This is a genomic window from Bacteroides sp. RCH18 (genome assembly GCF_058231005.1).
In genome coordinates this window covers 1,939,956-1,953,949 of the sequence record NZ_JBIPTC010000002.1, presented here as the reverse complement: position 1 = coordinate 1,953,949, position 13,994 = coordinate 1,939,956, and the positions used below count along the sequence as shown (strand labels likewise).

Below are 13,994 nucleotides of genomic sequence, written 5' to 3'. Positions count from 1 at the left end.
TTAATTAGTTATTTTCCATCTTCAAACAAGGGGGCTCCTGCTGTAAATACAACTATTATCTCCCAATGAGCTTCCTTGTATATCGCAAATTCAAATGACATAGTGGATGTCATACGATAACCACTTGCTGTAATACGGTCATATAAAAAATTGACATTTATTCTATTACCATCTTTATTGGTATATTTTGATTTCATTTCAACCAATGGCATGGGATAAACTACATCATACTTTACATATTCATCTGTTTTCTCCATATTGAAACCATGAATCAGATTAGCCCAGTCTGTCTGATTAAAAGATGAAGGAGAGATCGGTGTATAATCCGGTCCATAAAAACGAAAAGTCAAACTTTTTACATCATCATCATTATCTTGGTTCTCACGAAAATAAATATGTACATCTTCAGGAAACATATAGTCTCCACTTTCTGTTTGAAAAAGGGTTAACGAATTTGGTGTAACATAGTCCTGTCCCTGCACCAACCCTGTTTCCGGATCGTATATACTCGGTTCGTAATCACTTTCTCTGACAGGTATAAGCTGCATATCGGTAAAAGTTTTATATCCTCCCGAGTTTTTCACCAGCACATCAAAAATATAACCGTCACTCGGAGCACACTGCACAAAAGAAGATTCGGCATTGGACCACATCATAAATTCTCCGGAATGCTTTTTAACCTGAAAAAGAGTACGATATTCTATTTCTCTTTTAGCTTCTATTTCTTCTATAGACTTTTCGGTACCCATATATGGAGTTTTCCAAACTTTTACCGGGAAATATTCCGTCAATTCAGGTGCAGGACTTCCGTCGGCCCTCACGATTCGTGATATTTCGAAAGTAAGAGGAAGCGTTGAATTACCCGATGAAAAGTTGTCAGACATCAAAGTATTTTTTCCTAGTTGAGGACGATATAGTTTTGTAGTAAAATTGACGTCTCTGTCGAAAGCATCCAAACTATCCGGCAAATATTTATCGACACACGATATGCTTAATAATACGCAGGAAAACAGCAGCGCAATATTTTTACTTCTTATATTCATTGCCATAATTATTAAATACGTAAATAAATTCATCAAAACCGAAACTGTGTTGGGGAGAAAGGATATGAATGATACCATTATTTGTATAAACATCATTCCATACCGTAGAAACTCTGTTCCAGTTATCTTTTACCTGAGAGTTTTTCATATCACTGAAAATAAGCTGTTTGACTCCTCCGCCTACAAATCCGGATGCCGGTTTGCGAGAACATTCTATATTCATTTGATAATTGTACTTCAAAGAATTTAAGGAGTTATTTCCTTCATTGGCTAGAATATTATCGGTATCGTAACTACCTTTAATAATGTACTTGCATAACATTCGCTCAAGGTCAGCTCTATAATCATAATGATATTCGTTAATGATCGTATCATTTAAAGTCGGTGTTATAACATTAACGATCGTATCTTTAACAACAAACGGTTCAATTAATAAATCACTCAAATAAATCGCTTCACCCAACTCCTTTTGTTTACGGTACTCGTTAAGTTGCGCCAATGAGGAACGGATACATGCATCCGGTATGGCAAAAACTGTATATTGCACATCCGTCTGTTCCATCTGTTGTATGAAATCGGGAATATTGTTGACAAGAACCATCATAGAATCAAATTTCAAATTCAGCCTTTCATTCCCTGTGGACAAATAATCCAGAACGGTTCCATTAAATACTTCGGTTTCATTTTCCTCAGGATATGAAGCCACTTCGTAATCTGTACAAGACAGCATCCAAAGGGAAGCCGAAGTCAGACATAAAATAAATAGTATCTTATTCATTGTCGTTTTCTTTTTATTTCCAAAACTCATTTTGTTCAATCTGTGAATTAGCAGTAATGATATCTTCCGATACCGGCCAGTAGATTCCACCACTGCTGATCAGTCGCAAGAATGCCTCATTATCTTTCATCAGCTTTTGCCGACGGACAAGGTCATACCACCTCCAGCCTTCTCCCATAAGCTCTCTGCGACGCTCTTCAAATATCTCGGCAATTAAGCTTTCGCGATTATTCCCAAAATCCTTTTTAAAAGATACTTCTCTCAATCCACGATTTGTTCGGATCATATTCAGGTAGGATACAGCTTCTGTGCTTCTATTTAGTGCGCATAATGCTTCAGCCCGTAGCAAGGTGATATCTTCAAGGCGAGTGAAAACAATAGACGAGCCAAAGACTCCGAAATCATTGTCTTTCGCCGATCCATCCTGAATAATCTTTATTTTACTGAACACCGGAGTTTCTTCATTCAAATTCTGAACATAATAGGATGAATATTTGATGGTATCTATGATTCCAAACCGCAAGTCATCAAAATTGGTAAAAATCGAAAATAAGCTGTCCTTTGAAATGTATATTTCAGGATAGGATTTTTGTACCAATGGATAAGCTAAAGTCAACTGTTCAAGATGTCCGCTTTGAGTTGCTTCGTTATCATTGTGAGCAAAATTAAATCCTAAAATCCTTGAACCTTTTACACTCGCATTCGAGTAAAACAGCCCTGTTTCTGAAGTCAAGTCGGCAATAGAAGTATATTTTGCATTAATCTCAGATGCATGATCTATTATAAATGCAGAATATGTCTCGGCTTCTGCATAATTTCCCTGCCAAGCACAGATGTGAGCTAATACAGAGTATGCAGATAACTTATTGAACAGTTTTCCCTGCCATTGGGCCCCATATGAACCATAATATAAATTCGTTTGAGTACCATATTGATAGGGTAAATCCTTTATAGCTGTCAACAGTTCTGCCTTAGCATAACTCAGCACCGTTTGAGCGTCTGTACGGGGCATAGACGGAAAAGTTCCGTTATCATAAGAATAGGTGACTAACGGCACATCTCCCCAAATTCTTACCATATAAAAATAAGCAAATGCCCTCAAAGCGCGTACTTGAGCAATGTCATATTTCAAGTTTTGTTCAGAATACGACCGATCAAGTTCGACAGTTCGTGGAGCTTTTTCCATAAAAACAGATGCCGCATTGATTACCGCATAAAATCTTCTCCAGTTAGATACTTTCTTCAACAAGTCATATGGCTTGTTCAATTCATTATCAGACACAGCTTGTAAGTCACTACGCTTATAAACCGTAAAATCCCCCTTCCGCAAATCACCACATATCCAATGAGTATTGTTATCGGCTAAGGCTGCGCGTGTCAAGCCATATACTCCCATTAATGCTGATCGAGTATCTTCAAGGGTCTTCCATTGTTGGGTTTCCGAAGCTGCATGTTTGGGATCTACATCCAGAAAGTCATTGCAGGACTGCAGAAATAAACAGGCAAGTGCGGAGAAAAGAGCTAATCGCAATTTTTTCATATTGTTTTTCATATTGTTTTTCATTTTTTATCATCTCCGATATTTTTAGAACTTAAATCTCAGTCCCAAAGAAATGGAACGAGGAATGGGAAGCGAATACCCGTCATAGGTACCATTGAAGTTAACTAATTCCGGATCACCTGCTGAAAAATTACTGAAAGATAACAGATTAGATCCTGTCAGATAGAAATACAAACTTTTAGGTATATTACTACCAACTTTCTTTATAGGAAGTGTGTAACCAACAGTTATATTTCTCAGTTTCAGGTATGACAGCTTTTCAAGGAACAAATCCTGTTCTGCACGGTAAGGATGAACACTACTTTGCGGATTGTATATAGGATAATTATCACGCTGATTAGTGTTTTGCCAAAAGAAAATCTCCTTGACAGACTGCAAGGACTGAATATTATCCAAAGTCGCAAAGTCGTAACGTTGCTGATCGCGCAGATTTAAAGCACTATGCCCCAAAGCAAAGAAGAGATTGAAGCTGAAATCGAATCCTTTATAAGCAAACTGGTTAGTCAATCCTCCTGTATAGGGTGGAATGGCATGTCCGGTCAGCACACGGTCATTGTCGTTAATCTGATTGTTTCCGTCAACGTCTGTCCAAACAGGATCTCCTGCTTTAAAAGGAACTCCATTTATGTTCAGTGGTTTCCCATTCATAACAGGAACTTCTGAGTCGTTTGTATAAATGCCTTTATTTTGATACACCCAAAAGGCATCAACTGACTGTCCTACTTGTAGTTTATGGTCGCCTATCACAGTTGTCTTCTGGTTTTCGGGAAGTTTCTCCAGTTTGTTCTTATTATAACTTGCATTGAAAGACAAATCCCACTTCAACGGAGTGTTCTTCAGAATGGATGCCGAAAGATTTAATTCCAATCCCTGATTACTGATATCCATTCCACTGGCCAGTTTATACTCATATCCCATTTCTTGAGTGACAGGCAAATATGTCAATAAGTTCTTTTCATAATTCTTATACAGACTTATTTCCGCAATAATGCGATTGTCGAAAAAAGAACCTTTCAAAGCAAGCTCCATTTTATCAGAATAGGGAAGCTTTAAATCATAACCAACCCAACCCGATGCATACGGACGAGTGATTGTTGCAAATCCATTAGCTGAGGAAAGTAACGGTTCGCCACTCCATGTGATACTTGTAGCCAAGTATTGAGGACCTAATTCATATCTATCGGACTGGAATGATTTGGCTATTCGTGCATAAGATGCACGCAAAGACAATCCAGACAATGCAGTACTACCTGTAAAAAAATGATTCTTTAAATTCCATTCAGCAGAGGCAGCGGGTGTAAACATCCATCTGTGATCCGACTGGATAGCGGAATTTCCGTCGTATCTTGCCAATAATCCCACATTAAGCAAATTCTTATACTTATAATCTAAAGCTATTGAAGTCGATACCCACCTATTCTCCAAACGATCAACATAACGATACTGCTTGAAGTTCCCGGTACTTGTTGTCGGCTTCATATCATCATCACCATCATAGGCACGAGTATAATTATAGTGATACAAATCGCTGGTTATAGAGCCATTCCACTGAATATTCAACTTATGAATATCAGCTAAAGGCAACAAATAGCTCGCTGAAGTTTCACCTATAATCCGTTGATTGTATCCTGAATAGTTAGATACAAAGTTGACGGACTCCAACAAAGCCATAGGCCAAAAAGCGCGACGAACATTTGTTGTATAATCAAGTTTGATGCTGGCTGTAGCATTGAATCTTTGCTTAGTATAGCTCAAAGCCAACAATCCATTCAGTAAATTGTTATAATTATCATCTTTAGTCAAATCATTGGATATTAAAAAGTCATTATACAAATTGCCGGCAGGTGCAAGCGGAGTTGAAAAATCAACCATGTACTCCATCTCAGCAAACCTGTCTCTAAAATTCCGATTCCTGACACGGTCTATCTTAGCGGCATTAATAATTGTACTAACATTCAAGCCATCCAAAGGAACCATATTCAAGGCAAAGCCAATATTATATTTCGTATAAGAGGTATTGTCCGCTGCTCCCGCATCTTTTGTCGTTGCGAGTGTAAATACATAATTCGCTTTCTTTGAACCACCACCGATAGAAGCATTTACATTATATAAGAGTGATGACTGATAATAATCGTCTGCCCAGTCCGGTTTACCAAAATAACGTACATCTCTTGTATCCATAAGATAATCGGGTTGTTTACCCGGTGTAAGAGAATACGTATCATAGAAACATTGACGGAATGCTTTTTCATATGATCCATTCGTCATACGAACCGAAGACGGAGCAAAGGCCATTCCTGCCGAAACTCCGATAGAAACGTTTTCACCGCCATAATAACCGTCTTTGGTTGTTATCCAGATAGCACCATTAGCAGCTAAAGGACCTAATTTGGCAAGCTGAAGCGGATCTTTGATAATTTCGATTGACTCTATGGAAGATATATCCAATCCCGCCAGCATGTTGGCAGCGGCTCCTATCGGATTAATATCAAACTGTTTGATATCGTACACATAGCTATTTTCCAGCATCAATGGAACGCCATTCAAATAAACTGTCGGCTGAACACTGGACACATCTTTATTAGAAAAGACAGGTGAAGATAAGCCACGAACCAGCATGCTTTGAATGGTACCAGGCTCTCCATTATTTTCCTGTACATATACACCGGGCACATTCCCTTTCAGTAATTGCTGAATAGATAAAAATTGAGAGCGCTGCAACATCTTGATATCAACAGTATCACTCACCCCAAAGGAGTCTATACTACGATTAGTAACGAAACGAGATCCTACATTCTTCTCAAAAGAGTCTTTTTTCATATAGGTCTCCACAGAATCAATATTCACAGGCGAACTTGATTGAGACGCTATCGCTCCACTAAATCCTAAAAAGCCCATGACAGCCAGCAAACGACAAACAGGCTTCTGCAAAAAGAAATTAGGTAAAATTATCACCATACTATTAGATTTATAAAGTTATTTAGACCAAATAAGTATTAGTTGTGCATCAAATGCATCACAAAAGTGCGAGTTATCCAGTAGAAAGAAGTTCTCTAATCATTCAAAAACTTCCAAAATTGGACCATAATCGCTATTAACTATAACAGGTCTAAAAATCGTTCAATATAAGTTCAGGAATCATTCAAATGGGATAGATCATTGATATATGGAAAAGTACGCATCTTCCATTAAGACGCGTACTTGTGTATTTTAAGTTCATATTATTTTTATCCTAACAAGATTTTTGATATTCCTTTGGAGTTACGCCAAATTCTTCTTTAAAACAGGTTGCAAAATATTTAGGATTAGAAAATCCGCATTCATAAGCTACCTCTGCTACAGATATTGATTTATCCTTCAATAATTGACTTCCATGTTTTAATCTTATATTTCGAATAAACTCAATGGGTGACAGTCCTGTTGCTAATTTCATTTTCCTATAAAGAGAAGACTTAGACACAGCTAATGCGTCCGCTAACTGAACCACATCAAAATCTCCTTCCGACATATTTGAATTTATAACAGAAATCACTTTATCCAAAAACTCTTTATCAATAGAAGAAGGTTCTAAAGAATCAATATTGACTTCTACATTAGAACGAAACTCTTCCTGTTTGTTTTTCTTATGCATTATAAAATTATTAATACGAGCCTCTAATATTTTTAATTCAAATGGCTTGGATATATACCCATCCGCTCCCGCATTATAACATTCAATGCGATCTTCCACGGTATTTTTAGCTGTTAATAATATGATAGGAATGTGACTGGTTTCCAAATTTGACTTTAAAGCGCGACAAAACTCTAAACCATCCATTTCAGGCATCATCACATCACTTATAATAATATCTATTTCATTATCTTTTATAACGTTCAGAGCTTCTAATCCATCTTTTGCAATAAGCACATGATAATGCTTGGATAGAATTTTCTCCATCAAAAACAACAATTCTTCATTATCCTCCACCAATAACAAATGAACGTCAGCTATCTGCGTATCTTCACCAACCTGTGAATCAGCCAATGCTTCTTTCTCTAAAATAAGATCCGTATTTATGCCATTTGCCGAAATATGTTCTGATATTAATTCATCTTCTTGATAACTATCTTTATTAATGGGAAGATCTACAGTAAAAGTACTTCCCTTACCTAATTCACTTTCAACATTAATAGTGCCATGATGTAACTCCACTAAATCCTTTGTTAAGGATAACCCGATCCCATTAGATTCACTTTCATCTCCTTTATTTATTGTATAAAATCTTTTGAAAACATTCTCCAAATCAGCAGGAGCAATACCTTCTCCGGTATCAACGACCTGTATTCGCAAATGATGATTTTCAGACTCCCAATATGAATCTACTATTAATTTTATATCTCCACCATTAGCTGTATATTTGTAAGCATTAGATAATAAATTAGATACTATCTTATCTAGTTTATCTCTATCAAAATAAGCCATCAAATGTCTATCTTCAGTCAAAAATGTAAAGGTTTGATTTTTCTTTCTCATCAGTGGAGTAAAGTGTATCTTACAAACATCATCTATAAATGATATGACATCACTTTTTGATACAGATAATTTCATGTTCCCACTTTCCACCTTACGGAAATCTAAAATTTGCTGTAATAGTCTACGTAATTTATTCACATTAGAACGAATCATAGTTAACTGCGAAATCCGACTACCATTCGTCATTTCCGCATCATCGATCAAACAAGTAATAATAGTTAAGGGAGTTAATAAATCGTGTGATATATTTGTGAAATAACGTAATTTAGTTTGCACCAATTCTTCTGACTTCTCTTTATCTATCTGAGCTATTCTCAGTTCATGCCGCAACTGAATACGACGCTTCATCCTATGATAGAAAAGATACAGACATAAAAGTGTAAACACAATATAAAATAAATAAGCCCACAATGTTTCATAGAAAGCTGGCTGTTTAAACACCTGAACTTCTGCTATATAATTGCTCCATAAACCATTTACATCAGTTGTCTTTAGATAAAAAGTACGTTTACCTTTAGGTAATTGATTGTAAAATGCAAATTGACGATCGCCTCTGACATACACCCAATCATCATCAACTCCATCCATTTTATATGCATATTTAATTTTGTCAGGAAACGCATAATTTAAAGAAGAAAAATCTATCTCAATATTTTTATCTCCTGCATTTAAAGAAATGATCTGACTTCTTAAATTAAAACGTTGGTTGTTTTTCTCCAAAAGACTAGAAACACCATCTATCTTGACATCTGACACCATCGTTCTAATTCTACGAGGATTATCAGACAAATGATCATAAGGAGTAAATACTGAGATTCCTTTATTTCCTCCATACAGTATTTTCCCAGAACGAGTTTTATAATAAGAATTAGGCATAAAAGAATTTACCATCACATCAGTCATTGTCGAGTAGTCCATGATACCACCATTTTTAGGGTCGTATTCAATTACCCGTTTATTGGTAGAAATCCAAATATGTCCCAACTGATCTGTTATAATATTAAAAATACCTTCTTCAAGCATATCAAACATATCGGATAAGTTTTCCACTTTATTTGTTTGAGGGTCATAAGTGAACACATCTCCATCCTGACTCCCCATCCACACCAAGCCATTATCATCCACACAGATTGCTCCAATATTATCACTTATTACTCCTTCTGCATGAGTTTTCAAATTTCTTAAATTCTTTTCTTCTAATGTCAGATCAGAGGATATTTTAGCATTATACACACCTTGCTTTCTTGTACTAATCCATAATGAACCATCTTTACCTTCTCTAATTCCTATTATATCTACAAATGGAAATTTAGTGTCTTGAAGTATCTTTTCCTTTGCCGGTTTAACCAAAATACCTTTAGTTGTTCCCACCCAAAGATTATGATTACTATCAGTATAAAATAAACGCGGAAATCCTGAATTATCTACGTAATCTGTTAACTTCAAAGTTCCCAATAGCTCTACTCCTTTTTTATCCTTCTTCACCTTGTAAATTTCCGGATAATACTCAGAACCCAGCCAAATCTCATTAAGCAATGGAACAGAGGTAATGCAGCTTACATTTTTCAGATTAGCAATGTTTTTTAGAGAAGGGATATCTGTATAAAAGAGAAGTTTATTAGAATCTGGATTATAAATTCCTATTCCCCAACGATTCTGATCTATCCATAAATCTCCTTCTTTATCTTCATATATATTCTTTATATTTGTAACAAACCCCGTCTTTTCCCGAATAACAGGAAAAGAGTAATTCTGCACTAATGGTTTATTTAAATCAATCATTGATACTCCTTCATTAAAAGCAGCAATCCATAAGTTACCTGACTTATCTTTTACTATTTCACTAAAAATATTATTTAACTTAGAAGAAATATGAGATATATCAACAGTATTAATTATATTTCCAGGACGTTTTTGAAGTGCATAAAGTCCCTGTGTAGATACAATCCATATATAACCATACTTATCATCCTGAGTTATGCTAAAACAACCATTCTTATCCCAATGTTCATTACTTTTTATATCTACATGACTATACATCAAATCATCTTTCTCCTCTGGATAAAGTAAAAAGATTCCGCTTTCCCATGTTAAAATCCAATGTTGCTTCTTATTATCTTGAAAAACTTTAAATGGATTATTTAAATCTCCAATCTGAGGCATAGCAATAAATGAATCTGTTTTTGAATTATATCGATGTAATCCCCTTTCCCATAAAGTTACCCAAATATTCTTATCTGCATCTTCATAAATAGAATTCACACTAGTAACAGGCAAAGTAGAATCATATCTTTTGCAATATGAGAAATCGGCAGAACAACGAAAAACAGAAGTTAATGTTCCAACCCATACCCATCCATCACTATCCACTATCATTGTTCGAATCTCTTGATCCTTCAAATCATTGTGTGTAACTGGTATTATCTGATAAGTTCGTTTATCCAGTATATTAATACCTTTTTTAGTTCCTATAAATAGATATCCATTTTTATTTTCCGCAATACAAGTAATTTCATTATTCGTCAAAAGATCCGGTGATTTCAATCCAGAACGGAAAACAAGTAATCGATAGCCATCATACCGACACAAACCGTCTTTAGTTCCTAACCACAAAAAGCCTTCCCGGTCACAATGAACCCGCAAAACAGTACTTGAAGGCAAATAATTATTTAACGGAAGCGTAGATACCGACATTTGTTGCGCAAAGGCACACGGAAATAATTGAATAAAAAACAGTACTATATAAAATTTCAGTTGATGTTTCATAGTAGAATTAATATAAAGACGTATTTCTTGTGCAATATTAAAATAAAGATAGCTATCACTATTCATAAATCACTTAAAATATATTAATTTAAAACTACCACAAACATATGTGGTCTATTTTTAAACCTTTCTGAATGATTTTTATCCCACTATAATCAGATAACTTAAAATTATACGTATTTGAATCATTCCAGCACCTATATATAAATATGATTCAGCAATTTTGCAAACAGGAAACAAGCTATTGATATTTCGAATCAATTTTGGTTATACTATTCAGTAAGCAAGAAATAAACACAGATTATTAGTTCAATCATAAATAATTAATTTATAAAACATTTCTGTATCATGAAAAAAAAATATGTGAAGATTATGTTTTTATCATTGACATTGCTGACAATTAGCACAACAGCTACTTATGCAGTTCAACCCAAAGATGATAAAAAAGAAAATGAAGCCTTACAAACCTCAACAGAGGAACATCTACCATTACTAACGATTAATGGTACAAACACATCATCATCCTTCATTGTCAATTCCGAGGCTTTACTCGACAAAGAAATAACAATTACAGCTCCAAACGGTTTCACCGTAACTCCGACTGTTATAGCAGCCAACTCCGGGAAACAAAAAGTGAAAGTGACCTTAAACAGTACTAAAAGACTGACTGAAGGGAAAATTATTCTGCGAAGTGGAGATATCCGTTCATATATAAAAGTAAAAGGATTTGGAACTGCCCTTCCAGTGAAAGACATTGCAGCATCTCCTGTTTATAAGAAAGGAAATGATACGGAATTTACCAAAGCATTCACTCCAAATTCAAAAGGATATACTATCGAATTCAAAATAAAAACAGATGACTCGGAGAAAAGCTTTTATCCTTATTTTGTAAACGAAAAAGGTTATGGATTCAAAGCATATATTACCTCTAATGAAATCGGATTATTCAATGCCTACAAAAAAGAAATTACCAATCCTGCAACAAATGGAAAAGCAGGAGGAAAAGGTAAGTTCTATAATAATGATGGACAAGCACATATTTATCGTTTTGCCATAACACCAGATAACCGTGCCTTCATTTACAGAGATGGAATTCCTGTAGATTCCGTTAGAATTATAGACTACGCTCCCCAGCCAAACTTTGCAGAGAAAGTTGGCAAACCAGTAGAAAATCTTTTAAAGAACCCAAACTTCGAAGGAGAATTTGATATAAATCCAGAAACGAAGTTAGTTAGTAGAGTGGAAGGATGGGATGTTGTTATTAGCGACCGTTGGAATTCAGAACAACAAATTCTTCCTGAAGAAATTGATAATAATCAGGACCTAGACAATCATGTTTTTGAAATTAGACCCTATAAATGGGCAACTGGTTGGAGTGATGGTATCCTAATGCAAGTGGTAGATGTTGTACCGAATGAAAGTTACACACTATCTGCTCTATTAAAAGGAGGAATAGCAAAAAAAGAAGGAAAACTCACCGGTAAAATGATTATAGAAGAAGTGCAAGACCCTGAAAAAAAAGTCATAACAGAAATTGCCAGTGACAACTGGGAAACTTATTCAATGGACTATACTACTTCTGCCGAATGTAACCAAATTCGCGTATCCTTTACAGTAGGACGTGGAGGATGGGGAAATGATATCGGAGCTGTCCGTGTAGACAACGCTAAACTGACCGGCACATCACGTACATACTCGCCCAAATTCGGTTTTATAGATAATACTGCTGATGTGGAATATTTCACAATTGACGAATCTGGAGCCTATGCCCCTGCACAGCCCGAAATAACTATTAATATTGAAGACTAAAATAACGAAAACATGAGAATAACTCTATTTATCTGCTTTATGTTCTCATTCACCTCTATTTTTTCACAAAACACCCAGATCAGTCCGGGTGTTTTGTGGAATGACATAGATGGGGAGCAAATTAACGCACACGGTGGATGTGTCGTTTACGAAAAAGGAACTTATTATTGGTTTGGAGAAGATCGAACAGGTTTTAAATCAAATGGGGTAAGTTGTTATCAATCTAAAGACTTATACAACTGGAAACGGCTGGGGTTGTCGATGAAAACGACAGGTGAAGCCAGAGAAGACATGAATGATATATCGCAGGGACGTTTGTTCGAACGTCCCAAAGTAATTTATAATCCCCAAACTAAGAAATGGGTAATGTGGAGTCATTGGGAAAGTGGAGATGGATATGGAGCTGCACGTGTTTGTGTAGCAACAAGCGATAAAATAATGGGGCCTTATGTACTTTACAAAACATTTCGCCCTAATAAAAACGAGTCCCGTGATCAGACGTTATTCGTAGATACAGACGGGAAAGCATATCATTTCTGTTCTACGGATATGAATACCAACATGAATATTGCATTACTTAGAGACGATTATCTGGAGCCGACTCCGACAGAAACTAAAATTTTAAAGGGACTTAAATATGAGGCACCCGCTATTTTTAAGGTTGGGGATATGTATTTTGGATTGTTTTCCGGTTGCACAGGCTGGGAACCCAATCCCGGGAAAAGTGCCTACAGTACTGATATACTGGGGAACTGGACAACAGGGAATAATTTTGCTGTAGACAAACTCAAACAAGTTACTTACAACTCCCAAAGCTGTTATGTATTTAAAGTGGAGGGTAAAGAAAAAGCTTATATATACATGGGTGACCGTTGGAACTCTAAGGATGTAGGAAAGTCTCATCATGTGTGGTTGCCCATTAGTATGCGCTCAGGCTATCCTGTCGTAAAATGGTATGATCAATGGGATTTAACCGTGTTTAATAGTATGTATCGCTATAAAAGAGCTGCAGAAATCATACCCGGTAATATATACTCATTATTAGAAAAGACCTCTGATCGTTTAGTGTCTAAACCTGCCAATGGTTTCAGTATAGCGGATGATGATGATGACATCAATCTAAGTCTGGAGTTTATAAAGACTAATATACCCAACGTATATAAAATAAAAGATACCAAAACCGGAAAGTTTTTGGAATCACTGTTCGGAACTTTACGCCTGAATCCCGAGAAGAAAGATGATGCTCAATGCTGGGTATTCAACCTACAAGAAGATGGTTATTATCAGATACAAAATCTGAAAGATAAGAAGTATGTTACAGTTTCCGGTTCAAATACTTTTAATGGTACAAACCTGTACCTTACGGAATATTCTAAAAAACAGATGCAGGATTTCGCCATATATTTTGATTCGAATAAATACAAATATAAGGAAGCTGATATATTCTCTGCCGCTTACAGAGCTAACAATCTGAAACAGATGGGAGTTAAATAACTTCCATCCGTTTCAGATAAATTTAAATAG

Annotated in this window: 7 protein-coding genes; 2 read left to right on the top strand and 5 right to left on the bottom strand. The window is 35.8% G+C overall.

All coding sequences use genetic code 11. The features are described from left to right. Positions 1-8: 8 nt before the first annotated feature. The 5 genes from ACHLI0_RS22890 to ACHLI0_RS22870 all read right to left on the bottom strand — a co-directional run bounded on the left by ACHLI0_RS22890 (position 9) and on the right by ACHLI0_RS22870 (position 10,661). Positions 9-1,076, bottom strand: a complete 1,068-nt coding sequence (locus ACHLI0_RS22890) for a DUF5007 domain-containing protein (protein ID WP_225637521.1) — start codon at positions 1,074-1,076, stop codon at positions 9-11. Beyond that, a complete protein-coding gene (locus ACHLI0_RS22885; RefSeq protein WP_008766185.1) occupies positions 1,027-1,821 on the bottom strand; it encodes a hypothetical protein in 795 nt (264 codons plus the stop codon). Before ACHLI0_RS22885 ends, ACHLI0_RS22890 begins: the two co-directional genes overlap by 50 nt. A gap of 13 nt (positions 1,822-1,834) precedes the next feature. Beyond that, positions 1,835-3,373 carry a RagB/SusD family nutrient uptake outer membrane protein gene (locus ACHLI0_RS22880; protein ID WP_055217552.1) on the bottom strand — a complete coding sequence of 513 codons (1,539 nt, stop codon included), beginning with the start codon at positions 3,371-3,373 and terminating at the stop codon, positions 1,835-1,837. Positions 3,374-3,406: 33 nt separating this feature from the next. Then, positions 3,407-6,340 (bottom strand): SusC/RagA family TonB-linked outer membrane protein, encoded by a 2,934-nt coding sequence (locus ACHLI0_RS22875; protein ID WP_490750106.1) that lies wholly within the window; start codon positions 6,338-6,340, stop codon positions 3,407-3,409. Positions 6,341-6,614: 274 nt separating this feature from the next. Beyond that, on the bottom strand, positions 6,615-10,661 hold the full coding sequence (locus ACHLI0_RS22870; protein WP_490750105.1) for a hybrid sensor histidine kinase/response regulator transcription factor: 4,047 nt from the start codon (positions 10,659-10,661) through the stop codon (positions 6,615-6,617). Between the two features lie 348 nt (positions 10,662-11,009). Here ACHLI0_RS22870 and ACHLI0_RS22865 point away from each other — a divergent pair, with 348 nt between their 5' ends. Together ACHLI0_RS22865 and ACHLI0_RS22860 are read left to right on the top strand one after the other, a co-directional pair. Beyond that, positions 11,010-12,470, top strand: a complete 1,461-nt coding sequence (locus tag ACHLI0_RS22865) for a sugar-binding protein (RefSeq protein WP_490750104.1) — start codon at positions 11,010-11,012, stop codon at positions 12,468-12,470. A gap of 12 nt (positions 12,471-12,482) precedes the next feature. After that, positions 12,483-13,964 (top strand): family 43 glycosylhydrolase, encoded by a 1,482-nt coding sequence (locus tag ACHLI0_RS22860; RefSeq protein ID WP_490750103.1) that lies wholly within the window; start codon positions 12,483-12,485, stop codon positions 13,962-13,964. The last annotated feature ends 30 nt before the right edge of the window (positions 13,965-13,994 follow it).

What these genes read in the sequence shown, in the direction of transcription:
- ACHLI0_RS22890 (WP_225637521.1), bottom strand. Translation starts at nt 1,076, where the DNA reads ATGAATTTATTTACGTATTTAATAATTATGGCAATGAATATAAGAAGT.
- ACHLI0_RS22885 (WP_008766185.1), bottom strand. Translation starts at nt 1,821, where the DNA reads ATGAATAAGATACTATTTATTTTATGTCTGACTTCGGCTTCCCTTTGG.
- ACHLI0_RS22880 (WP_055217552.1), bottom strand. Translation starts at nt 3,373, where the DNA reads ATGAAAAACAATATGAAAAAATTGCGATTAGCTCTTTTCTCCGCACTT.
- ACHLI0_RS22875 (WP_490750106.1), bottom strand. Translation starts at nt 6,340, where the DNA reads ATGGTGATAATTTTACCTAATTTCTTTTTGCAGAAGCCTGTTTGTCGT.
- ACHLI0_RS22870 (WP_490750105.1), bottom strand. Translation starts at nt 10,661, where the DNA reads ATGAAACATCAACTGAAATTTTATATAGTACTGTTTTTTATTCAATTA.
- ACHLI0_RS22865 (WP_490750104.1), top strand. Translation starts at nt 11,010, where the DNA reads ATGAAAAAAAAATATGTGAAGATTATGTTTTTATCATTGACATTGCTG.
- ACHLI0_RS22860 (WP_490750103.1), top strand. Translation starts at nt 12,483, where the DNA reads ATGAGAATAACTCTATTTATCTGCTTTATGTTCTCATTCACCTCTATT.